At 64.4% G+C, this 23,195-nt stretch carries 24 protein-coding genes; 13 read left to right on the forward strand and 11 right to left on the reverse strand.

The window, feature by feature from the left end; all coding sequences use genetic code 11:
* Both MLE18_RS02670 and MLE18_RS02675 read right to left on the reverse strand, forming a co-directional pair.
* Positions 1–1,458, reverse strand: coding sequence for an Rne/Rng family ribonuclease (locus MLE18_RS02670; RefSeq protein ID WP_243367135.1), 1,458 nt, complete (start codon positions 1,456–1,458; stop codon positions 1–3).
* Positions 1,459–1,548: 90 nt separating this feature from the next.
* A complete protein-coding gene (locus MLE18_RS02675; RefSeq protein ID WP_243367137.1) occupies positions 1,549–2,526 on the reverse strand; it encodes a radical SAM protein in 978 nt (325 codons plus the stop codon).
* A gap of 86 nt (positions 2,527–2,612) precedes the next feature.
* Between MLE18_RS02675 and MLE18_RS02680 the strand changes: the two genes are divergently transcribed.
* From MLE18_RS02680 to MLE18_RS02720, 9 genes are all read left to right on the forward strand, one after another.
* Positions 2,613–3,434 carry a tRNA (adenine-N1)-methyltransferase gene (locus tag MLE18_RS02680; protein WP_243367139.1) on the forward strand — a complete coding sequence of 274 codons (822 nt, stop codon included), beginning with the start codon at positions 2,613–2,615 and terminating at the stop codon, positions 3,432–3,434.
* Complete coding sequence (locus tag MLE18_RS02685; protein ID WP_243367142.1) at positions 3,403–3,822, forward strand: ferritin-like domain-containing protein; 420 nt, start codon at positions 3,403–3,405, stop codon at positions 3,820–3,822. The genes MLE18_RS02680 and MLE18_RS02685 overlap by 32 nt, the downstream gene beginning before the upstream one ends.
* Before the next feature lie 218 nt (positions 3,823–4,040).
* Complete coding sequence (locus MLE18_RS02690; protein WP_243367144.1) at positions 4,041–4,802, forward strand: SIR2 family NAD-dependent protein deacylase; 762 nt, start codon at positions 4,041–4,043, stop codon at positions 4,800–4,802.
* Positions 4,803–4,806: 4 nt separating this feature from the next.
* On the forward strand, positions 4,807–5,547 hold the full coding sequence (locus tag MLE18_RS02695) for a MotA/TolQ/ExbB proton channel family protein (protein ID WP_243367147.1): 741 nt from the start codon (positions 4,807–4,809) through the stop codon (positions 5,545–5,547).
* 1 nt (position 5,548) lies between these two features.
* Entirely contained in the window at positions 5,549–5,998 is a 450-nt protein-coding gene (tolR, locus tag MLE18_RS02700; protein WP_243367149.1) for a protein TolR, read from the forward strand.
* Positions 5,999–6,035: 37 nt separating this feature from the next.
* Complete coding sequence (tolA, locus tag MLE18_RS02705; RefSeq protein ID WP_243367151.1) at positions 6,036–7,172, forward strand: cell envelope integrity protein TolA; 1,137 nt, start codon at positions 6,036–6,038, stop codon at positions 7,170–7,172.
* Positions 7,173–7,175: 3 nt separating this feature from the next.
* Positions 7,176–8,498 carry a translocation protein TolB gene (locus MLE18_RS02710; protein ID WP_243367153.1) on the forward strand — a complete coding sequence of 441 codons (1,323 nt, stop codon included), beginning with the start codon at positions 7,176–7,178 and terminating at the stop codon, positions 8,496–8,498.
* 177 nt (positions 8,499–8,675) lie between these two features.
* Positions 8,676–9,182 (forward strand): peptidoglycan-associated lipoprotein Pal, encoded by a 507-nt coding sequence (gene pal / locus MLE18_RS02715; RefSeq protein ID WP_243367155.1) that lies wholly within the window; start codon positions 8,676–8,678, stop codon positions 9,180–9,182.
* Positions 9,183–9,352: 170 nt separating this feature from the next.
* Complete coding sequence (locus MLE18_RS02720) at positions 9,353–10,321, forward strand: alpha/beta hydrolase (protein WP_243367157.1); 969 nt, start codon at positions 9,353–9,355, stop codon at positions 10,319–10,321.
* Between the two features lie 104 nt (positions 10,322–10,425).
* On the opposite strand, the gene MLE18_RS02725 is transcribed toward MLE18_RS02720, so the two are convergent.
* Positions 10,426–11,097 (reverse strand): DUF47 domain-containing protein, encoded by a 672-nt coding sequence (locus MLE18_RS02725; protein WP_243367159.1) that lies wholly within the window; start codon positions 11,095–11,097, stop codon positions 10,426–10,428.
* Positions 11,098–11,274: 177 nt separating this feature from the next.
* Here MLE18_RS02725 and MLE18_RS02730 point away from each other — a divergent pair, with 177 nt between their 5' ends.
* On the forward strand, positions 11,275–12,789 hold the full coding sequence (locus MLE18_RS02730; RefSeq protein WP_243367161.1) for a PAS domain-containing sensor histidine kinase: 1,515 nt from the start codon (positions 11,275–11,277) through the stop codon (positions 12,787–12,789).
* A gap of 10 nt (positions 12,790–12,799) precedes the next feature.
* The gene (locus MLE18_RS02735; RefSeq protein ID WP_243367163.1) at positions 12,800–14,209 is read left to right on the forward strand and encodes a sigma-54-dependent transcriptional regulator; all 1,410 of its coding nucleotides are present in this window, start codon (positions 12,800–12,802) and stop codon (positions 14,207–14,209) included.
* 76 nt (positions 14,210–14,285) lie between these two features.
* Here the strand turns inward: MLE18_RS02735 and MLE18_RS02740 are convergent, their stop codons facing one another.
* The 8 genes from MLE18_RS02740 to MLE18_RS18060 form a co-directional block, all read right to left on the reverse strand.
* On the reverse strand, positions 14,286–14,744 hold the full coding sequence (locus MLE18_RS02740) for a hypothetical protein (RefSeq protein ID WP_243367165.1): 459 nt from the start codon (positions 14,742–14,744) through the stop codon (positions 14,286–14,288).
* A 283-nt stretch (positions 14,745–15,027) separates the two neighbouring features.
* Complete coding sequence (locus MLE18_RS02745) at positions 15,028–15,588, reverse strand: hypothetical protein (RefSeq protein WP_243367167.1); 561 nt, start codon at positions 15,586–15,588, stop codon at positions 15,028–15,030.
* 225 nt (positions 15,589–15,813) lie between these two features.
* Positions 15,814–17,121, reverse strand: coding sequence for an FAD-binding protein (locus MLE18_RS02750; protein WP_243367169.1), 1,308 nt, complete (start codon positions 17,119–17,121; stop codon positions 15,814–15,816).
* A 6-nt stretch (positions 17,122–17,127) separates the two neighbouring features.
* Positions 17,128–17,937 (reverse strand): tetratricopeptide repeat protein, encoded by an 810-nt coding sequence (locus tag MLE18_RS02755; protein ID WP_243367171.1) that lies wholly within the window; start codon positions 17,935–17,937, stop codon positions 17,128–17,130.
* 21 nt (positions 17,938–17,958) lie between these two features.
* Positions 17,959–19,089 (reverse strand): glutamine-hydrolyzing carbamoyl-phosphate synthase small subunit, encoded by a 1,131-nt coding sequence (carA, locus tag MLE18_RS02760; protein ID WP_243367173.1) that lies wholly within the window; start codon positions 19,087–19,089, stop codon positions 17,959–17,961.
* A 98-nt stretch (positions 19,090–19,187) separates the two neighbouring features.
* Entirely contained in the window at positions 19,188–20,093 is a 906-nt protein-coding gene (locus MLE18_RS02765) for a D-alanine--D-alanine ligase family protein (RefSeq protein WP_243367175.1), read from the reverse strand.
* A complete protein-coding gene (locus MLE18_RS02770; RefSeq protein WP_243367177.1) occupies positions 20,056–20,697 on the reverse strand; it encodes an HDIG domain-containing metalloprotein in 642 nt (213 codons plus the stop codon). Before MLE18_RS02770 ends, MLE18_RS02765 begins: the two co-directional genes overlap by 38 nt.
* Entirely contained in the window at positions 20,697–21,440 is a 744-nt protein-coding gene (locus MLE18_RS18060; RefSeq protein WP_243367179.1) for a tetratricopeptide repeat protein, read from the reverse strand. The genes MLE18_RS02770 and MLE18_RS18060 overlap by 1 nt, the downstream gene beginning before the upstream one ends.
* 428 nt (positions 21,441–21,868) lie before the next feature.
* On the opposite strand from MLE18_RS18060, the gene MLE18_RS02780 reads away from it, so the two are divergent.
* Positions 21,869–22,096: a HypC/HybG/HupF family hydrogenase formation chaperone gene (locus tag MLE18_RS02780; protein WP_243310316.1), complete on the forward strand. Its 228-nt coding sequence runs from the start codon at positions 21,869–21,871 to the stop codon at positions 22,094–22,096.
* Positions 22,083–23,189, forward strand: a complete 1,107-nt coding sequence (gene hypD, locus MLE18_RS02785; RefSeq protein WP_243367181.1) for a hydrogenase formation protein HypD — start codon at positions 22,083–22,085, stop codon at positions 23,187–23,189. The genes MLE18_RS02780 and hypD overlap by 14 nt, the downstream gene beginning before the upstream one ends.
* The last annotated feature ends 6 nt before the right edge of the window (positions 23,190–23,195 follow it).

The raw sequence follows: 23,195 nt of genomic DNA on the forward strand, positions 1-23,195 counted from the left end.
CTACTCCGGCAGAATCTGGATGGCCTTGCCGTAGTGCTCTTCCATGGCCCGCAGCCGCTGGCGCTTGTGGTTGAGCAGGTAGAAGGCCAGCTCGGGCGTCGCCCGGTAGATCACCGCATCGGCCCCGCCGCCCTTGCGCAGCAGCCTGTAGAGCTCGCGCAGGGTTTGCAGGGCCTGCCACTCCAGGTTGCGCCGGGTGCCGGAGCCGTGGCAGCAGGGGCAAAGCTCCGTGCTCACTGACATGGCGGAGGAGCCCATGCGCTGGCGCACGATCTCCATGAGGCCGAAGCGCGAGATCTTGCCCACGTCGTGCCGGGCGCGGTCGTTCTTCATGGCCGCCTTCATCACCTTCTCGACCTCGGCCACGTGCTTGCGGTCCTTGAGCTCGATGAAGTCGATGACCACCTGCCCGCCGATGTCGCGCAGGCGCAGTTGGTTGGCCACCTCCACGGCGGCCTCCAGGTTGGTCTTGAGGGCCATTTCCTTGAAATTGGTCTCGCCGCCGATCTTGCCGGAGTTGACGTCCACGGCGGTCAGGGCCTCGGTGTGGTCGATCACCAGGCGTCCGCCGGAGGGCAGGGTCACGTCGCGGCCGTGCAGCTGGTCGATCTGCTTGCGCAGGCTGAACCTCTCCCACATGCTGTGGTCGGTGTCGGGGTGCAGCCTGACCAGGCCCTGCCTGCGCGGGAAGACCAGCGCGGCCATCTCGGTGACGCGCTCGGCGGTCTCCTTGTCGTCCACCCAGACCTCGGCCACGTCGTCGGTGAGGTAGTCGCGAACGGCGCGGGCGGAGAGGTCGGGCTCCTGGTAGATCATGTTCGGCGTGGAGACGGAGGTGCCCCTGGCGCGGACTTCCTTCCAGAGCCGCTTGAGGTAGCTGATGTCGCGCTCAAGCGCCGCCTTGGACTGGCCGATGGAGGCCGTGCGCACGATGACGCCGATGCCCTCGTCCAGCTTGACCCCCGCGGCGATCTCCTTGAGGCGCTTGCGCTCCTCTTCTTCCTCCACCTTGCGGGAGATGCCCTTCTGCTCACGCCCGGGGGTGAGCACGAAGTAGCGGCCCGGCAGCGACAGGTAGGAGGTGACGAAGGCGCCCTTGTTGCCCGTGGGCTCCTTGACCACCTGCACCAGCACCTCCTGCCCCTTCTTGAGCACCTTCTGGATGGGAGGATACTTGCCCCGGCGCTCGCCGTTGGGCTCCTCGAGGTAGTATTCGGGGTGGACCTCGTCGATCTGGAGGAATCCGTTGCGTTCGGCCCCGTAGTTGATGAAGGCCGCCTGCAGGGAGGGATCGACGTTGTGGATCTTGCCTTTGTAGATGTTGCCGCGCGTCTTGGCCTGGTGCGTCATCTCCACGTAGTATTCCTGGAGAGCGCCGTCCTCGGAGACAGCCACCTCCACTTCCTCGCCGGGAAGCACGGAGATGAACATCTTGCGCTTGCGCTTCTTTGTCGCCATGCGAAATTCTCCTACCGCGAGGCCATCTGCGCCGGATATGTGGCGCGAGGGGTACAAAGCGGCCCTGTGGCGTGGGCCCGGCCATGCGGATCAGTTTCTGCCACAAAAATAAAAAATGTCGCCCTGGAGCTCGGTAGCCTTCACGAGGCCCCTGCGCAACAACTCGTCCAGCAAATTCCTCAAGGGTTCTTCCGGCAGGCCAAGGGCCGATGCGAGACCGGAAACGGTCTGCGGCCGCCTGGCAAGGGAATCGAGCACCCTCATGTTCATGGTCTGTAGCCCGTCTACCGTGCTGTTGTCCAGTCCGGGAGCAAAATGTCTGGCTTTTTCCGGCACTTCCGCAGGGCATGCCGTCAGGGGGCAAAGACGCTGGCGAAAGCGCTCCAGCGTGGCCGGCGGGGCGGGCAATGCCTGGGGGTAGGCGCCGGGGCGGGTCATGGTGGTCACGTCCACCCTATCCGGGGCCAGTTCGGCGCAGAAGGCGGCCAGACGCTCCAGGTTCTCCTCGGAATCGTTGACGCCCGCCAGCACCAGCACCTCCAGGTACATCCTGCCGGTGAACTCCTTGCGCAGCTGCAGCAGCCCGCGCCGGATGTCCACCATGGAGACGCCCTCGGCGGGCCTGTTCACCGCGTTGAACTCCACCGGCACCAGCGCGTCCATGGAGGGCAGCAGGATGTCCGCCTGGCACAACTCAGCGCGCACCTGGGGGTCGGCGACCAGGCTGGAGTTGGTCAGCACGGCCACGGGCACGCCCGGAACCAGTTCGCGCACGCCCTCGATGATGCGCCCCATGTCGGAGTTGAGCGTGGGCTCGCCCATGCCCCCCAGGGTGACGACCTCGAACTCGGGGTGGTCGTGGAAGAGCCAATAGGCCAGCTCGCCCAGCAGCTTGTCCGCGGGGACGTACGGCTTGCGCTTGGTGGTCAGCGCCCGGGTGGCGCCCACCTCGCAGTAGAGGCAGTCGAAGGAGCAGATCTTGGCCGAGAGCAGGTCCAGCCCGAGGGATGCGCCCAGGCGGCCGGAACGCACCGGTCCGAAGATGAGTCCCGGGTGTTCAACAGGCATGGCGAAACCCCGGCTTGACAGGTGGAGCCTGGAGGGACACAGTGTCGTGCTCGACGACACCGAAGAAAAAAAGGATGCATTCCGGCATGATTGAAACCGGAGAATTGGTACTGCTCATAAGCCCCGAGGGCAAGCGCTATCTTCGCACGCTGGTCCCCGACACGACCTTCCACACCCAGGACGGCCTGCTGCACATGTCCGAGGCGGCCCTGGCCGGGTTCGGCGCGGTGGTGCGCACCCACAAGGGCAAGCCCTACCGCGTGATGCGCCCCACCCTCTACGACTGCATCAAGGGCGTGCGCCGCGCCACCACCATCATGTACCCCAAGGAAATCGGGTACATCCTGCTCAAGCTGGGCGTGGGCCCGGGCAGGCGCGTCATCGAGGCCGGCAGCGGCTCCGGCGGTCTGAGCACCGCCCTGGCCTGGATGGTGGGCGACAACGGCCGCCTCTACACCTGCGAGAAGCGTCCCGAGTTCTACGAGCTGGCCAAGGAGAACCTGGAGCGCGTGGGCCTGGTCCACCGCGCCTCGCGCTTCAACATCGACATCGCCGACGGCTTCCCCGAGGAGGCCCGGGGCGCGGACGCCCTCTTCCTGGACGTGCGCACCCCCTGGGACTACCTGGAGCAGGCCGCCGACATCATCTGCCCCGGCGCGCCCGTGGGCTTCCTGCTGCCCACCGTGAACCAGATCAGCGACTTGCTGCGCGCCCTGGAGAACTCCCCCTTCGAGGACATTGAGGTGCTGGAGATCATGCTGCGGCGCTACAAGCCCGTGGCCGACAGGCTGCGCCCCGAGGACCGCATGGTGGCGCACACCGGATTCCTTGTTTTCGCCAGGCACAGGGGGCTGGACGTTCAGGAGGAGCTGCCGCATGTCGAGGACGTTGCAGAAGTACCTCAATGAACTGCTGCAGACGGAGATAGCCTCCTTCCTGGAGTATTCGCTGCGCTCCGCCTCCTGCGGGGACCCGTGCATGGAGCGGGAGCTGGCCGCCTTCGCCCTTGAGGAGGCTGAGCATATCCGCCAGCTCATGTCGCTCATCATGCGCAACGGCGGCGAAGTCACCACGAGTGCGCCCCAGGGCTTTCCGGCCGACTCCCTGGACGATTTCCTCGAGCGCAGCCTGGCCCGCGAGGACGACGCCATCCGGCGTTTCACCGCGCTGCTGCCCCTTCTGCCGACCGAGGGCGACCGGATGACCCTGCAGTCCTCCATTGACCAGGAGGCTCAGCACCGTGAGCACATCGAACGGCTGCGCGTGTCCTGCAGGTTCGATTCGGCGCGCTCCTGAACGCCCCGGCACATGAACACATTGTAATCAAGAGTCACGGATTTCCGTAGGCTCTTACATCACGGCGTGTTAGCTACTCCGGCTGAACGCAGTTGCAGGCCGGGATGCTCATTTCCAGATGGCGGCTCTTTGCAGCCCCGGCCCAATCTGCTACCGCCGCGCAGGGCGACGCAGTGCCGGAGAGGCCCGCGCCGCCTGAATGGAGCGATCGATACAGAATGGATGTGATCGAACAGATAGCCAGGTTGTGGCCCCGCAACGGCAAGGCCGTCGCCTTGACCGGAGCGGGGATTTCCGTGGCCAGCGGCATCCCGGACTTCCGCAGCCCGGGCGGCCTTTGGTCCCGCTACGACCCCATGCGCGTGGCCACCGCCGATGCCCTTGACGACAACCCCGCCGCCGTCTGGGATTTCCTGATGGACGCCGTGCGCGTGATGGACGCGGCCAGCCCCAACCCGGCGCACCTTGCGCTGGCCCGGCTGGAGCGGGAGGGCCTGCTGGAGGCCGTCGTGACCCAGAACATCGACGGACTGCACCAGCGCGCGGGCTCCTTAAGCGTGGTGGAGTTCCACGGGAGCATGGCCAGCTACCACTGCAACACCTGCAAGGAGCCTTTTCCCGCCGCGCAGGCCTCCGGCATCACCCCGGCCACCGCTCCCTGGCGCTGCGACTGCGGCGGCGTCGTCCGGCCGGACATCGTCTTCTTCGGGGAGGCCATCCCACTTGACGCCTTGAACAAAAGCGGTCAATTGGCCTCCGGTGCGGAGCTGCTGCTCATCGCCGGGACGTCGTGCGAGGTGGCTCCGGCCAATGCATTGCCCGCGGTGTGCAACCGCACCGGCGGGAAAGTCGTTGAGATAAATGTCCAGTCCAGCCGCATGGCGCACCTGTGCGACGCCGTCGCCAGCGGCAAGGCTGAAGAACTTTTGCCCAGGCTGGCCGACATGCTGCTGGGCACGCGAAACCATACCGCAAGGTGATACTATGCTCGAGTCGTTGACGCCGCATGGCGGCATCCTGGAAATGCTGTCCAACGCGACCCTGACCGTCAAATTCGTGATGGGCCTGCTGGCGACCATGTCCCTGGCCAGCTGGAGCATCATCTTCATGAAGCTGTTCACCCTGAGCGCCGCCCGCAAGGACGCCGCCAGGGACGCCAAGCTCTTCCTTGAGGCCGAGAACCTCAAGACGGCCATGCGCTCCGTGAGCCAGCACAAGCAGTCCCCCTGCTACGCCGTGGGCTTGCAGGCCTTCGAGGAACTCATGCGCATGGAGGAGTCCGAACTGGACCCGGCCGAGAAGTCCCGCGTGGCCATGGACAACATCCGCCGCACCCTGCGCCAGGCCGTGGCCACGGAGCTGGGTATGCTCACCAAGTCGCTCTCCTTCCTGGCCACCTGCGCCAACGCCTCACCCTTCATCGGCCTGTTCGGCACGGTCTGGGGCATCATGAACTCCTTCCACTCCATCGGCCTGCAGCAGAGCGCGGCCCTGGCCGCGGTGGCCCCCGGCATCTCCGAGGCCCTGGTGGCCACGGCCATCGGCCTGGGCGTGGCCATACCGGCCACGCTGGCCTACAACTTCTACCTGGGCTACATCCGCCATATCGAGCGTGAGCTCATCGGCTTCTCGGGCGCCTTCCTCAACCGCATCCAGCGCGAGGTGAGCTGGGCCCCCAAGCAGGGCGCACGCCCGGAGGCCGCCCGCGCCCGGGAGGACTACTAGCATGGGCATGTCCACAGGGGGCGGCGGGGAAGGCTTCCTCGCCGAGATCAACGTCACGCCCTTCGTGGACGTGATGCTGGTGCTGCTCATCATCTTCATGGTCACAGCGCCCATGATGACCCAGGGCCTCGAGGTGGACCTGCCCCAGACCAAGGCCGTCACCACCCTGCCCAAGGACTCCGAGAACATCGTGCTGACCATCAAGAAGGACGGCTCGCTGCACCTCGACGAGTACACGGTCACCCTGGACGAGCTGCCCGGCCATGTGAAGCGCCTTGTCACCGACCAGAAGAAGCTCATGTTCCTGCGCGCCGACAAGGAGGTTCCCTACGGTCTGGTGGTGCAGGTGATGGGCGTGCTCAAGGGCGCGGGAGTGGACAAGCTTGGCATGGTGGCGGAACCCGAAGCCCCGGCCAAGGACGACAAAAACCAGGCCCGCCCGAAAAAATGACGCCCTCACGCCATAGTGGCGGCGCGCTCTGATAATCATGCGCTATCTCAGCTGGCTTTTTTCCGTATTCCTCCACCTCACGGTGGTGTTGGGGAGCATCCTGCTCACCAACCTGGAGATGCGCACCATCCGCCTGGACGTTCCCGTCTACGAGGTGGAGCTGCTCGACCTCCGCACGCCCGGCCCCGCCCTGAAGCCCGACGCCGCTCCCGGCTGGGAAGGCCAGGGACAGCCCGGTCAACCCAACACTCCAGAACCTCCCGGCCCCAAGGCCGACGTGCCCCCCGGCCCGCAGGAGGCCAAGCCCGTTCCCGAGCCGCCCAAGCCCGACCAGGCCGAGGTGAAGGCCCATGAGGAAGCCGCCAAGAAGGCGGCCGAGGACGCCGCCAAAAAGGCCGCGGCGGAAGAGGCCGCGAAAAAAGCCGCCGCCGAGAAGGCAGCGGCTGAAAAGGCGGCCGCCGAGAAGGCCGAGGCCGCGCGTATCGCGGCTGAAAACGCCAAGCGGGAGAAAGAGGCCGCCGAGAAGGCCGCCAAGGAGAAGGCTGCCAAGGAAGCCGCTGACAAGGCCGCCAAGGAGAAGGCCGCCAAGGAAGCCGCCGACAAGGCCGCCAAGGAAAAGGCCGACAAGGAAGCCGCCGAGAAAGCCGCCAAGGACAAGGCTGCCAAGGAGGCCGCCGACAAGGCCGCCAAGGAGAAAGCCGCCAAGGAGGCTGCCGACAAGGCCGCCAAGGAACGTCAGGACGTGCTCAACCAGGCCCTCAAGGACGCCAAGTCCAAGACCGGAGGGACCGGCGCCTCCAACGCCAATACCGTGGCCTCGGAACTGGCCAAGCTGCGCCAGCAGGCCGGACAGGGCGGCGGTGGCGGAGGCGGCGGTGGTGGCGGCGGTGGCGCGGGCGCCACGCTGCAGGTCTATGCCGCCATCGTGGAGAAGCTCGTCAAACAGAACTGGCGCTTCCCGCAGTTCGCCAACCTGAAGCTCGTCTGTCAGGTGGAATTGCAGATCGCCAGGGATGGACGAATCCAGAATATGAGAATAGTTCAGTCATCGGGTCGCGCGGATTTCGACAACTCGGCGCTGCGGGCCGTGCAGGAGACGGAAAACCTGCCCGCTCCGCCCTCGCCGACGTTGAATCTGCTCACGCTCAATTTCAACTCCCAGGAACAGCGTTAAGTCATGACAGCTCCACGCAGCATCATCAAACTGCTGGCCACGGCATGTGCGGCGCTCTGCCTCTGCTCTGCCGCCTTCGCTCAGGACAATCTCTCCGTGGAGATCCACGGCCCCGGGCAGGCCCGCATGAACGTGGTTCAGGCGCAGCCCTTCGGGGACCCGAACCTCCCCAGCGACGCCCAGTACCTCAACGAACTCATCCGCAAGAACCTCTCGTTCATGCCCTTCCTCAAGGTCATGAGCGACACCGACATCCTCGGCGGGGCGCGCCTCTCCGGGCCCAAGGCCGACCAGATCGATTTCAAGCCCTTCTCCCTGGCCAAGGTGGACCTCATGATCACCTCGGTCTGGAAGCCGGGCAAGGGCATGGGCGACGTGGAACTGCGCGCCTTCGAGGTGTTCTCCCAGAAGCTCCTGCTGGGCAAGGTCTACTCCGGCGTCACCCGCGACCAGCTGCCCGAGGTGGCCGACCGTTTCTGCATGGAGCTCATGGCCCTGCTCACCGGCCAGGGCACCATCTTCAAGGCCAAGCTGGCCTTCGTGCGCCCCTCCGGCAAAGGCAAGGACATCTGGATGGTCGGGGCCATGGGCCGCGACCTGGCCCAGGTGACCCGCTACGGCGACCTGGGCATGGCCATCTCCCCGGCCTGGTCTTGGGACGGCTCGCGCATCTGCTTCACGCTGATCGGCTCCACCTCGCACTACCTGGGCGTCTGGGGCGGCGGAAAGGCCAACGTCTACACGCTGCCCAGCTCCACGGTCATCAGCCCGCATTTCACCCCCGGCGGGGGCATCGCCGTGGCCCTGAACATCCGCGGCAACACCGACATCTTCAGCCTGGACGGTTCCTACAAGAACACGGCGGGCACCCTGGTGGCCGACTCCTCCATCGACGTCTCCCCCACCTTCGACCAGTCCGGCAACCTGATGGCCTTCGTCTCCGACCGGCTGGGCAACCCCAACGTCTTCATCAAGGACCTGGGATCGGGCTCCGTTCGCCGCGCCTCCAAGAGCGGGTACAACACCAACCCCTCCATGAGCCCGGACGGCAAGTTCGTCACCTACTCCAAACAGGGCGGCGGCGGCCATCGCATCTACGTGTATGAGCTGGCCACCGATTCGGAAAAGCAGGTGAGCTTCGGCCCCGGCTCTGACGAGAACCCCAGCTTCGCGCCGGACAGCTACTTCATCGCTTTCTCCTCCAGCAGGGCGGGCGGACGCAAACTGTACCTGACCACCCGCAACGGAGACGGCGCAGTGCAGATTCCCACCGGCGAAGGCGAAGCTTTGATGCCCGCTTTCAGCCCTGTCGTCGGCAAGGAATGATACAGGCGAGGATTTCCATTGTGAAAGGCTGCGGCGTAACCTTGGTTTCGCCCCCCGGCGGACTTGCCTTTTTCATCTAAGAGAGTATGAGTTTCGCCCGTTGGCGGAACAATTTTCCGTACAACGTAACGCGGTAATGGGTGGCCGCGTCATCTACCGCAAGAGGAGGATCAACTCATGAAGAACAGACTGTTATTGGCTATTTTGGCTCTTATGTGCGTCTCTCTGCTGAGCTTTGGCTGCGCCAGCAAGAAGGTCGCCGGCCCCGACAAGGATTCCTGGGAAGAGCAGGAGCGCGAGCGCCTGGCCAAGGAGCGCGAACTGCGCGAGAAGCTGGCCAGGGTCGCTGGCGAGCTTGGCTCCATGATCTACTTTGATCTGGACCGCTACGACCTCAAGCCCGAATCCCGCCAGATCCTGACCCGCAAGGCCGAGATCCTGAAGCAGTACCCCGAGATCAAGCTGGTCGTCGAAGGCCACTGCGACGAGCGTGGCACCGCCGAGTACAACCTCGCCCTGGGCGAGCGCCGCGCCCGCGCCGCGGCCGACTACCTGGCCAACCTGGGTGTCGCCGCCTCCCGTCTCTCCATCGTGAGCTACGGCAAGGAGCGCCCCCTCGACCCCGGTCACAACGAGGCTGCCTGGTCCAAGAACCGTCGTGACGAGTTCAAGCCCAGCTACTAGACCGCACGAGCATCCGCTGACAAAAAGGCCGCAGGAAACCCTGCGGCCTTTTTTCTTTGACCACGTGCGCCTCGCTGCCACCGCGTCAGAAACGCGGCAGACATGCAACGCGTGCCGATACCGCAGGCACCGACAATTCCCGGGCCCGGCCCGGCCAGGAGAATGAATTGATGATCTCAGACCACATAGCCAGCGCCCTGGAGCCCGATGCCCTGGCGCACCTGAAGGCCCGCTTCGCCGCGCAGCTGCCCCCGGTCTACGCCGTGCCCGTCGAGGCGGCCCGGAAGGGTATGGAGGCCGCCCAGGCCCTGCCCCCGGGAGCGGCCCCCGCAGCGGAAGTGCGTGAAATCGAGGCCGCCTGCGGCCACTCCGGCGAGCTGCGCCTGCGTCTGCTCAAGCCCGTGGGTGCGCCGGAAACGCTGCCGGTGCTCGTCTACTTCCACGGCGGAGGTTGGGTGCTGGGCAGCCCCGACAGCCACGACAGGCTCGCCCGCGACCTGATGGGGGCGAGCGGCGCGGCGGTGCTGATGGTGCGCTACTCGCGCTCCCCCGAAGCCCGCTACCCCGTGGCCATGGAGGAAGGCTTCGCCGCCTTGTGCTGGCTTGCGGAGAACGCCCCGGTCCTGGGGCTCGACCCCGCCCGCGTGGCAGTGGGCGGCGACAGCGCCGGGGCCAACCTGGCCACCGCCGTATGCATGCTTTGCAAGGAACGCGGCGGCCCGGCCATCGCCCACCAGACGCTGCTCTACCCCGTCACCGACGCCACCTGCTCCCAGCCCAGCTACGAGCACTTCGCCACCGGGCTCAACCTGACCCGGCAGGACATGCTCTGGTACTGGGACCAGTACGCCCCGGAACCCGGCCAGCGGGCGCAGCCCACGGCCTCAGTGCTCCAGGCCCCGCCCGAGGCGCTTGCGGGCCTGCCCCCGGCCCTGGTGATCACCGCCGAGTTCGACGTTCTGCGTGACGAAGGGGAGCTCTACGCCCGCCGCCTGGCCAACGCGGGCGTGCCCGTGTGCGCGGTGCGCATGCTGGGCACCGTCCACGGATTCGCGGCCAACAACGCCCTGGCCCGCTCCCAGGCCACCGTGGCGGCGCTGGCCCTGGCCGGGGACGCCATTCGCAGGGCCTTGGCTTAGCCCGCGGCATCCTGACCCGACACGTTGGGCCAGAACGAAAACGGGCCGTGGAGCATGCTGCTCCACGGCCCGTTCCATATTCCCGGCCTGCCCCTTTCCGGGCTTTATCGCGCGATCATGGCCCGCAGCACGTCCGCAGAACCCTCGGCATTATGGCTCATGGCGTGCATGTGCTCAGCGAACTTGAGGAACTGGTAGACGTCGCGGAAGTCGCAGTCCGCATCGTATGCCTCGCGAATGAGCTTGCGCCAGGCCTTGGAGGCCTTGTGGTGCTGCAGGCGGATGTTGTGGAAGGTCTCCTTGACGGCCGAGCGGTCGTCAACCTTGCCGTACACCAGGTCGATGGTGGCCTCTATGGCGGGCTTGAGCAGCTCCACCGAATGACAGGACTCCTTGGTGGCGGCCTTGGCCGAGAGCAGCAGCTCGCAGGGCAGGCACATGGGGCGCATGCCCAGCCAGTTCAGGGCGTGCTGGGCCTCGTCCAGGATGTTGTCCTGGCTGCGGGTGTAGTTGAGGAACAGCGTCTTATCCACCTCCAGGAACATGGCCCTGGGCAGGTGGTTCCTGATCCGGCGCTTGATCTTGTCCGCCTGCCCCTCCAGGGTGTCGATCTGGGAGGAAAGGGTCTGGAAGGCCAGGCTGAAGCCTGTCTTAGAATATTCGCTCATGGCGGCCAGCACCACCACCACGCCCTTGGACACGGGCTCGTAGTGTTCGTAGAGCCCTTCCAGGCTCTTGCGGCCGGTGATCTTCACCAGCAGGCGGGAGAGTAACATGTCGGCTCCTGTTTCCACGCGCCGGATGCGCGAGGTGGACCACGCGGTCCGCTTTGTCACACGCTTGTGAAACCTGTAACAGCAACTTGCCAAACGTTACAAGAGGATATAGGAGCCATTCATACCCCACCAGAGGGTGATGCGCGCCTCAAGCCCGCCCCGCCCCACGTGAGCCCCATGCGAGAAGCACTCGACGCTCTTTACGGAAGCCTGCCTTTGGCAGTCGTGCTGGCCGACGACGACTACCGGGTTTTCTACGCCAATCCCGCCTTCTTCACACTGACGGAATGCACCCAGGACGACCTGCGGCTCATGGAATTCCGCGACGTGCTGAGCATGTACTGCCTCGGCCTGTGCGGAGACATCTCCGAACTGCTGGAGTCCTCAGGCGGCTGGCGCGACATCGAGAAGCCCGTGGCCATGAGCGACGGAGGCCTGGCCTGGGTCCGCGTCCGCACGGACCTGACCCCGCTGCCGTCCGGCGGCGTGGCCCACCGCCTGATGGTGGACAATATCACCCGCTACAAGGTGGCCATCGAAGGCCTGGTCAACCGCAAGAACCTCTATCAGTCCATCGTGGAGACCAGGCCGGACCTTATCTGCTGCTTCCTGCCCGACTGGAGCCTCACCTACGCCAACACAGCCGCGAGCCGCTACTTCGACATGGACCGCGAGTCCATCCTGGGCCAGCATTTCCTGCTGCTGCTCCCTTCGGAGGTGCGCGAACTCTTCGGCCAGGCCGTGGACACCATCACCGCTGACAACCCCATCGCCGAACTGGAGCTGCGGGTGGACGGCGACGAGGAAGGCCGTCCGCTCTGGCAGCGCTGGATCATCCAGGGCTTCTTCTACAGGACCGGCCACATCAAGGACTTCCAGGCAACCGGCCTGGACATCACGGACCAGAAAGTCACCGAGTCGCAGTTCATGCACGCGGACAGGCTGGTCTCCCTGGGCACGCTCGTCTCCGAGGTGGCGCACGAGATCAGCAACCCCAACAACTTCATCATGCTCAACGCCCCCCTGGTGCTGGACCTCTGGAACGCGGTGAGCCCCCGGCTGCGCGAGCTGGCCGACAAGGAGCCCGGCGCGGCCCTGGGCGGCATCCCCGTGGAGGACGTGACCGCCCACGTGCCCCAGCTGCTCGGCGGCATCATCGAGGGTTCGCGACGCATCCGCGACTTCGTGCGCGAGCTCAAGAACTTCGCCCGCCAGGATATTGAGAGCGGCTTCGAGATGCTCTCCGTCAACGACGTGGTCCAGACCGCCGTGCTGCTCATGAGCAAGACCATCGGCATGCACACCAGCCGCTTCTCGGTGCGCTACGGCGCGGGCCTGCCCCCGGTGCGCGGCCGCAGGCACCGCCTGGAGCAGATCGTGGTGAACCTGGTGCAGAACGCCTGCCATGCCCTGCGCTCCCCGGAGCAGGGCATCGAGATCGCGACCACCCACGACGAGGAGTCCGGCAGCGTGCGCATCAGCGTGATCGACCAGGGCGTGGGCATCCCCCCGCAGGACATCCCCCGCGTCACCGACCCCTACTACTCCACCAAGCGCGAGCAGGGCGGCACGGGCCTGGGCCTCTCCATCAGCCTCTCCATCGCCCGCGAGCACGGCGGCAGGCTGATCATCGAATCCGAACCCGGCGAGGGGACCACCGCCACCATTGCCCTCCCCGCCGCCATGCAGTAATCGCCAGGCCATGAGCGCCGCCCCCATCCCCAGGCACCCCATCCTGCTCGTGGACGACGAGGAGCAGGCCCTGCAGAGCTACGACCTCAACCTGCGCTACTCCGGGCTGACCAATACCATCCGCTGCTCGGACCCGCGCGAGGTCAAGAACATCCTGCGCGGCCAGACCGTCTCGCTCATCATGCTGGACCTGTGCATGCCGCACCTCAAGGGCGAGGAGCTGCTGGCCTTCATCAAGGACGAATTCCCCGAGATCCCGGTGATCATCGTCACGGGCTACAACGAGGTGGAGACCGCCGTGCGCTGCATGCGCGCCGGGTCCGTGGACTACCTGGTCAAGCCGGTGGACCGCGCGCACCTGCTCTCGGCCGTGCGGCACGCCCTGGAGCAGCGCCAGGATGCCGCCCCGCCGGTCCGCCTGGAGGCCGCGCCCGGGCAGGAAAAACCCTCCCCCACGGCGCGCATCGTCACGGAGAACCCACGCATGAAGGCCGTGGTGGCCTATGTCGAGGCCGTGGCCCCCTCCAGCGAGCCCGTGCTCATCGCGGGTGAGACGGGCGTCGGCAAGGAGCTGGTGGCCCGCGCCATACACGACGCCAGCGGCCTCTCCGGCAAGTTCGTGGGCGTCAACGTGGCGGGCCTGGACGACGCCATGTTCTCGGACACCCTGTTCGGCCACAAGAAAGGGGCCTTCACCGGGGCCTCCATCGGCCGCAGGGGGCTCATAGAGGAAGCCGCCGGGGGCAGCCTGTTCCTGGACGAGATCGGCGACCTGGGCAAGGCCTCGCAGCTCAAGCTGCTGCGCCTGATCCAGGAGCGCGAGTACTACCAACTGGGCTCCGACACCACCAAGCCCCTGGAGGCCCGGCTGATCGTGGCCTCCAACCAGCCGCTCGAAGCGCTCATCGAGCGCGACCTGTTCCGCAGCGACCTCTTCTTCCGGCTGCGCACGCACTACGTGGCCATCCCACCGCTGCGCGAGCGCATGGACGACTTGCCGCTGCTGGCCAGGCACTTCCTGGTCAAGGCGGCGGAGCGGCTGGGCAAGCCCGTGCCCGCCACGCCGCCGGAGTTCCTGCCGCTGCTGGCCGGGCACGGCTTCCCGGGCAACATCCGGGAGTTGGAGGCCATGATCTTCAACGCCGTGGCTCTGTGCGAGGGGGACAGCCTGCCCATGGAGCCGCTGCGGGCATGGATAGGCTCCGTGCGCAAGGGCGCGGGGCCGGAGCTGTTCCCGCCGGTGCTGGAGGAAGGCGGGCCGCAGCCCGTGCCCACCCTGAAACAAGCCGAGGAGCGAATCATCAAGGAGGCGCTGGAGCGCGCCGGGGGCAACCAGAGCGAGGCCGCGAAGATGCTTGGGATTACGCGGCAGGCGTTGAATAGGAGGTTGCTTACGAAGAAGAGGAAGGGGGAGGGATAAGGACGATTTGGTGTGGAAACCTCCGACCCCAACGTTTTATTCCGCTAATTAGACATGCTCCATAGCGGACGTGGGCTCATCCGTTCTTGAAATAATACTGCTTGATAAGCTCTTCATCAAATATTGCATGCAAATTGCCCCTGAGCCCAACCGGGATTTTGGTTTCATCAGGTTCAAGCATATACCATATCGTCCTATCCTCAAACCAATACCTTACAAAATCCCTATTGATCTCACGCAGCACAACGACATCCTGCATAAGGCAGATTTTGTGTACAACAGTATACAATGCATAAGATAAATGCACCAACAAGTTTGATATTTCAAACGGCCAAAATAATTCCGAACCTGACTCTTCAATATCATATAGCCCACGGATAGTTCCATGCATTTTGTCAAAATCAACATATTCTCTGTGTGAAGTATCAATACGCTCTGGCCACCTCATCAACACAAAATCATACAAATCATCAAACAGAAGGCTTTCAGAAGCTTTGGCTAGCGCAGCAGATTCTAAATCTGAAAGATTCCACATGTTACACCCCGGCGTACCGCAAGACATTCCGTGCAAAATATTCTGATTGTATACACACACATCACACTCATGCCAGTTAAACACACCTAAAGTTGTTAGTCGAGAGCTACCCCATGTCATCAAGCCATACTGGCACTCCCGCTATTACAAAGTACTACCCGGCCGCATACTTGGCATCGCTGCTAGGCATTATTCCATTCCCGCCTTCTTGATTCAACGACTGGCTGAAGACCACCAAGTTGAATGTTGAGGATTAAAAACAACGGGTCTGGACAATTCATGACTAGCGCAGACGAATATTTTCAACTTCACCCTTGCAATCCACGGCGTCTTTTATTTCATGATAATACAACACAACCGGGACATTAATTTTTCCTTTATTTGCAAATTTCTTAACCTTACCATAGACTTTGTCCATATATCGTTTATATTGATAGCCATTAAATAAGCAAAATACCCCGGATGTCGTCTCCAGCGAGAGGAGATAGGTATCACGTTCGACTCTTGTAAGATTCGTGTTTATTATTGAAGGCTTGTCCGCATAAATTACCATCATTGTTTTTTTGAACTTCGGAAAGTATTGTTCACCATTGAATGAAACACCAATTACTGTTTTTTTGTATATCCGCAACACAACTCTGCGACCTGAATATTGCTCCAGCTTGTCAGCGAGGACAGAACGTTGCTTATCTTCTATATCAACTGCTGAAGCAGAATGTGGCAGATAAAAAACTCCACCACTTGTAATTATATACCCCTCTTCTGTTGCTGCGACAACTTCTTTAATTACAACTGAAACTTTACTCACACCCGCGCATAACGCAACGCCACAGCACAGCAGCATGGCAATAAGCGCAAATAAACAAATGAATACGATACGGTTGATCCGCCTTGAGAGTCTATTCAGTGAATTCTCTGTTTGAATAATCAACACATTGAATTGTATAGTCAATTCAGTGACACGGGGCCACCCCCATCTCCTGAAGTAAAAGTATACATCAACAGAATAAACTCTGACGCAAACCAGGCTACCAGTAACCAGACAAGCTATGCACTTTTGCAAAAGCTATTACAGCCTGTCCAGAACCATCTCCCCCGTCCGTAAACTGAGCCGCAGCCGCCAGTCCCGCGCTGTCTCCAGCCGCGCCCGCAGTTCCCGCAAGAATTCCTGATGCCCGGGCCGTCCGCCCAGGACGGCGAAGCGCGACAGCCCCTTCGCCAGCCAGCGCAGCCCCTCTATCCGTTCCCTCCGGTCGATGACGGGAGCCTCCCAGGCCGGGCCGCGCCCGCAATCCTCCCCATGCGCCAGCTCCACCGCCCGCACACCCGCCCTGTGCCCGAACACCTGCGTGGCCAGCACCATGCCCCCGCCGATGCGGTTTGCCCCGTGCATCCCCGTGGCGCACTCCCCGCAGGCCAGCAGGCCCGGCACGCTGGTCTGCGCCCATTCGTCTATCACTGCCCCGCCGTTGCTGGCGTGGGCCATGGGCGCGACGCGCCCCTCTTCCAGCGGCACCGTGCCGTCCGGCTCCATCATCGCGGCCAGGGCCAAATCCACGGCCGAATCCTCCAGCCTGTAGCCGAACGGGCAATGCCCCCGCCGGGGCGCGGCCAGCGCCGGGTCCGCACCGCTCCAGTCCCCGGGCTGGAAGAAGCGCTTCCCCGGCACCGTGCCCCACATGAATTGCAGGTATCCGCAATTGGCCATGTCAGCCCCTGCGCTCGCCAGCAACCCGTGGCCATACCCGGGCACGCCCGGCCCTGCCATGGTGTGCCGGAACAGCCTCGCAGGCCCGCCCAGGGCCACGACCACGGCCCCCGCCCGCACCGGGATGGCCGCCCCGCCGCCCAGGGGCAGCAGCAACGCGCCGGGATCCGTCCCGCCCCGAATCGCAATAGGCTGGAAACCAGGGACGAACAGGCAGCCCAGGGCCTCCAGCCGCGAACGGAAGCAGCCCCAGGCGCGCTCCAGGCCCTTGAACACATACGCACGTCTGGAATCGGGGGAGAAGCAGGAGGAACGGGGGACCAGCCCGCCGCGTTCGTCGCGCTCGAAGGGCAGGCCCAGCTCGATCAGGTCGGCCAGCCGCGCCTCGCCCTCCTCCGCCTGGATGGCGAGCAGTCGCGGATCGAGAAAGGCCTGGCCCCGGTTCAGGGACTGTACCTCGCGCACGTACTGTTCGCGCTCGGAGTCGTTCAAGCAGACGTGGACGCCCAGGGCGTCGTTTCGGTTGGCGAAGGAGGAGCCGGAAGGGATTGAGGCGAGGGAGACGACCGCCACCCGCAGGCCGGGGGCGGCCTTCAGGCAGCTCAGCGCGGCGCGCAGCCCGGCCAGGCCGCCGCCGAGGATCAGCACGTCCACCCGTGCGGGCGGCACGGGCCCCTAGGCTCCCTTGCCCTGCTTGTTCAAGGCGAAGGAGAGCATCTTCTGGGCCTGCACGAACTCCGGGTCGAGCTTGAGCGCCAGCTTGGCGGCCTTCTCGGTCTTGTCCCAGCGTTCCCAGTCGATATAAAGGCGGCCCAGGTTGAAATAGAGGTTGGGGTCGTCCTTGGCGTAGTTCACGGCGCGCATGAAGTACTTCTCGCCCAGCTCGAACTGGCCGAGCTTGCGCAGCACGATGCCGATACGGTTGTAGAGCCTGAGCTGGTCGGGGCTTAAGCTGAGCGCTTCGTCCAGGAAGCCGAAGGCGTCCTGGAACATCTCGGCCTGGATGTATATCTCCGCGATTTCGGCGCGCAGCTCGGCGTCGTTGGGGAACTCCCGGCACAGGGAGGCGAAGGTCTTGCGGGCCTGGTCGAACTCCTTGGCCTCAAGCTGCTGCAGGCCCAGGGCGATGCCTTCGGCCCGGCGCTTGGAGCGGCCCTCCATCTGGTCCTTGGCTTCCTCAACCGTGTTGGCCTGCAGCGCGCGCAGCAGCTCCCGCAGGACTTCAAGGAGGCCCTTCTCGTCCCCGGCCACGTAGGGGATGATCAACGGATACAGCTTGCGCAGCGTCCGGTTGTTGTTGAGCTGGTACACGGCCTGTTCGATGAGCTTGCCGAACTCGTCGCGTTCGGCCTTCATCAAGGGGGCCTTGAGGATGGCGGATACAGCCTCGTACAGTGCGTTCACCGCTGGGAGCGGCTTCAACTGCTTGAGGTACGAGTTGACCTCGCTGATCTGTTTCCTGGCCTTGGTGAGTTCGGCGGACATGTCCCACCTTCCTGGCGGTGTTTAGCGTCCCAGCTCCCTGCGCAACATCTCCCTGTAACGGACGAAGAAGGACCGGCTGTCGTGAGGCCCGGGCCCGGCTTCGGGGTGGTACTGGATGGCGATGATGGGCTTCTTGGTGTGCGCGAAACCTTCCAGCGTGTTGTCGTTCAGGTTCACGTGGGTCATCTCCACGTTGTCCAGGCTGGCCAGGTCCACGCAGAAGCCGTGGTTCTGTGAAGATATCTCGATGTGCCCGGTGGCGATTTCCTTCACGGGGTGGTTCAGGCCGTGGTGGCCGAACTTGAGCTTGTAGGTCCTGCCGCCGAGGGCCAGGCCAAGCAGCTGGTGGCCCAGGCAGATGCCCGCCGTGGGGTAGTCGTTCACCAGCAGGCTGGTGGCGTGCACCATGTCGGTCAGGGCGGCCGGGTCGCCGGGGCCGCTGGAGAGGAAAATGGATTCGGGGTTCAGCTTGCGCACCTGTTCGGCGGTGAAGAAGGCGGGCACCACCAGCAGGTCGAGCCCCTGGGCAACCAGCAGGCGCAGGATGTTCCACTTGATGCCGCAGTCGAAAGCCACCACGCGCGGGCCGGAGCCGGGCCAGTCGTAGCTTCCGTCGGGCTTGAGGGTCACGGTGCGGGGCCTGCCGTTCTCCCAGACGTAGGGTTCCTTGGGAGTCACCGCGTCGGCGAGGTTCAGGCCTTCCATGGAGGGCAGTTCGCGGGTCTGGCGGACCAGATCCTGCGGATCGGTGCACTCGGTGGAGATGATGCCGCGCTGTGCGCCGTGCAGGCGCAGGTGGCGGGTCAGGGCGCGGGTGTCGATGCCCTCGATGCCCATGACGCCGTGTCGCTCCAGGTAGGCGGGCAGGCTCTCCTTGGCGCGCCAGTTGGAGGGGACCTTGCAGCACTCCTTGACGATGAACGATGCAACCCGGACGCGGTCGGACTCCACGTCCTCCAGGTTGACGCCGTAGTTGCCTATATGGGGGTAGGTCATGCACACCATCTGGCCGGTGTAGGAGGGGTCGGTGAGGACCTCCTGGTAGCCGGTCATTCCGGTGTTGAAGATGACTTCGCCGCCTGCGCGGCCCGAACCGGTGAAAGAGGCGCCTTCAAACCAGGTGCCGTCCTCAAGGGCAAGAAAAGCTCTCATTGATGCTCCAGAATCCGCATGAGCGGCGTGAATTGGCGGGGCCTTCGGCCGGACAGGTGCTGTATAATGCCGGGGGCCTGTTCGTCCAGTGCGTTGTTCTATTCCCTACCGGAAAGGCCCAGTTCGATCAGCCGCGCGACCAGGGCCGCATAGTCCAGCCCCACGACTCCGGCGGCCCTGGGCAGCAGGCTGGTGGCGGTCATGCCCGGCAGGGTGTTGACCTCCAGGAGCACCGGGGTCTGCCCCGAGAGGATGAAGTCCGACCGGCTATAGCCTCTCAGGCCAAGGGCCTTGTGCGCGGCCAGGGAAGCGCGCTCCACCGCAGCGAGGACCTCGCCGGGAAGGGGCGCGGGGCAGATCTCCTCCGCTGCGTCCTGCACGTATTTGCTCTCGTAGTCGAAGAACACCCCGGCCTTGGGCTTGATGAGGATGGGGGGCAGAGCCTCTTCGCCAAGCACCGCGCAGGTGACCTCCAGCCCGTCCAGGGCCGGCTCCACCAGGACCTCCCGGTCCTTGTCGAAGGCGGCGGTCAGCGCGGCGGGCAGGTCGGCTTCCTGGCGCACCAGGCTCATGCCCAGGCTGGAGCCGCCGTTGTTGGGCTTGAAGAACGCCGGCAGGCCGAAGCGGGGCCGCCAGGCCTCGCCGGGGTGGGCGACAAGCAGCTCCCAGTCGGCCGTCTCGAGGCCGCTGGCGCGGAAGACCTGCTTGGCGGCGGCCTTGTTCAAGGCCAGGAAGGAGGCAGCCGGGCCGCTGCCCTGGTAGGGGCATCCCGCGGCGTCCAGGATGGCCTGGACAAGGCCGTCCTCGCCGGGGGAGCCGTGCAGGTTCAGGAAGGCGAAGTCGTGCCGCCGGGCCTCGGCGGTGAGGGAATCGAAGCTGTGCAGCGGGTCGAAAAAGGTGACCGCGTGCCCGAGGGCGCGGAGCGCGGAGTCGATGTTGCGCGCCCCGCTCAGGGAGACGTCGCGCTCACTCGACCAGCCGCCCGCTATCAAAAGTATCTTCATGGAGGTCCACCCCGAGTAGGTTTCCGAACGCCTCTTCTATCATCGCGGACTGCTGCCGCGATTCGGCCAGCCTGTCGCGGACGTATTGCGTGCTGCCGTAGCGGGAGTAGAGGTCCTCGAAGCGTTCGTCAAGCTTGACCACCGTGTCGTGGCGGACACGCTTGTCTCCGTAGATGATGGCCAGGGGCAGGAAGAAGGCCCGCACGTCGACATGCCAGGGCCAGTGCACGTGATGCACGATACCCATGGCCAGCAGGGGGTTGCCCGTGGCCTGCTGCATCCATGCTCCGCCCAGCTGGCTGTGGTTGCCCCCGTGGCGGATGGTGTAGGTCTTGGCGATGTCGTGCAGCAGGGCCGAGGCGCGCACCGTCTGCACGTCAACGTCGAGGCCGGCCTGCCTGCCCAGCAGGGCCAGCCGGGTGGCCACCCGGGCCACGCCGAGGCTGTGCTGGCGGATATGGGGCAGCATGCAGTAGCGGTCCCAGAAGTCGTAGCACTGCATGTCCGTGGGTGCCGGAGGCAATTGGGCGGGGCTGGGCAGGCTGGGCGGCTCCAGCCCTCCGTATACCTGCCAGGGCGCGAGGGGCTGGGCGGAGGCGGCCATCACATCAGATCCCTGCAGTGGCGCGTGGCGAACTCGAGCGCCTTGCGCGCCGGGCCGAGCGTCGGGTCGATATCCAGCACCCGGCGCAATGTTTCCTGGGCGTTGGTCCATTTACCAGCGTCGATATACACCCGGGAGAGGTTGAACAAGTAGTTCACGTTGTCCTGATCCCTCTCCAGCGCCGCGAGGTAGGCGCGCTCGGCGTTGTCGAACTGGCGGATCTTGCGGAAAGCCACGCCCATCATGGCCAGGCTACCGTGGTCCTGGGGGTCGAGGGCCACGGCCTTCTCGAAATAGGTGATGCACTCGATGTGGTTGATGTCGAAGAGCATCTTGCCGATCTGGGCCTGCAGTGCGGCATCGTCGGCGAACTCGGCGCTCAGCCGGCCCAGGTGCTGCACGGCTCCGTCGAAATATTTCTGGGCGATGAGCTGGCGGCCCTTCTCCATGCGGTCCGAGCGGGACTGAAGCCGGGCCGTCTCGGCCTGCTGCAGCCGATCACGGTGAAGAGAGCGAATCTGCTCGGGCAGCTGGCGCATGCGCGAGAGGAGTTGAAGCTCGTTTCTGGGCACGTACTCCAGCGGTTCCGAGCACATCTGCTTCACCAGCGGATCGAGGCTTATCAGGTGCACCGCCTTGGTGAGCAGTTCCTGGTATTCCTTCTTTTCCTGACGGATCAGGACGCCACTGTGCTTTATGTAGGCGTAAAGGCCATAGACAGCCGCCTTTATGGCGTCTTCCACCGAACCATCCTTGAGGATGGAGACAATATTCAACAAATGTTTACGCGCCTGGACAATGACGTCCTGCGGTTCAAGCTCGCTCATACGACACCACTCGATGTTCACATCGCCCGGAATTCCCGATTCAATCTTTTTTACCACGTCACACGAGGTATTAGCAAGCGCTATCTACTGCCAGTGAACGGCAGTAAACCAATATACTGCAGGCGGCCAACAATCCGTCCAGGCAGGTGCAGACCACCGGCTCCAGGGTCCATCCGGTACATTTATACGACAGCCGGGAATGAATTCTAGATGTCCGATCCATGTAAGGAGGTTCATCTTTCACCACCCGGCCTTGACTTGACCGCATTGAGCCACCATATACCCGTGCATCCAGTTGCGGCGCGTCCATTTCACAACGCCGCATCCTTATTGGGAGGTTCCCCATGTGCCTGGCCGTTCCCATGGAAGTGAAGCATATCGAGGGCGAGGTCGCCGATGTTGAAATCGGCGGGGTCCGCAAGCAGATCCGCCTCGACCTCATCGAAGACAAGCCCGCCGTGGGCGAATTCGTGATCATCCACGCCGGATTCGCGATCAGGATTCTCAACCGCGAAGAAGCGTTGGAGACGCTGAAGATATTCCAGGAGGGATGGAACCTTGACCTCATCTGATCCCCTCCGCGACCCGGCGCGTTGCAAGGAGCTTCTGGTTCAGATCGAAGAATCCGTCAAAGGCTCCAGCCTGCGCTTCATGGAAGTCTGCGGCACCCATACCGTGGCCCTGTTCCGCAGCGGCGTGCATTCGCTGCTGCCGAAGTCCGTGGTGCACCTCACCGGCCCGGGCTGCCCCGTGTGCGTGACGCACGAATCCGAGGTGGCCGCCTATCTTGAACTCGCAGGCCGCAGCGGCGTCATCATCGCCACCTTCGGCGACCTGATGCGCGTGCCCGGCCCCGGCGGCGCCAGCCTGAAGAAGGCCCACGCCGAGGGAGCGCGCGTCGAGGTGGTCTATTCGCCCTTCGACGCCCTGGCCATCGCCCGCGACAACCCGGGCGACAAGGTCGTCTTCCTTGGCATCGGCTTCGAGACCACCACCCCCACCGTGGCCGCCACCGTGAGGATCGCCCGCCAGGAGGGGCTCAGCAACTTCCTGGTCATGCCCTTCCACAAGCTGGTGCCCCCGGCCCTGGACGCCCTGCTCTCCGACCCGGACATGGCCGTGGAAGGCTTCATGCTGCCCGGCCACGTCTCCGCCATCATCGGCATGGAGCCCTACAGGCCCCTGGCCGAGCGTTACCACGTCCCCGCCGTGGTGGCCGGCTTCGAGCCGGTGGACCTGCTGCAGGCCATCCTGCTCATGACGGAGATGAAGCGCCAGGGCAAACCCAAGGTCATCAACAACTATAAGCGCGTGGTGGCCGACGAGGGCAACCCCAAGGCCCGGGCCATCGTCGCCGAGGTCTACAAGCCCGTGGACGCCCTCTGGCGCGGCATCGGCACCATCCCCGGCAGCGGCCTGGGCTTCACGGACGCCTACCGCGCATTCGACGCCTTCGAGGTGCTCGGCGTGGAGCTCAAGGCCTCCAAACCGCTGCCCGGCTGCCGCTGCGGCGAGGTGCTCAAGGGCATCATGCGCCCCGACGAGTGCCCGCTGTTCGGCAAGGCCTGCACCCCGGCCCAGCCCGTGGGCCCATGCATGGTCTCCACCGAGGGCAGCTGCGCCGCGTACTTCAAATACCAACTCGACCTCAACACCGACCGGTAGGGTTCC

It is taken from the genome of Fundidesulfovibrio soli, from assembly GCF_022808695.1.
In the GTDB taxonomy this organism is placed as follows: domain Bacteria; phylum Desulfobacterota; class Desulfovibrionia; order Desulfovibrionales; family Desulfovibrionaceae; genus Fundidesulfovibrio; species Fundidesulfovibrio soli.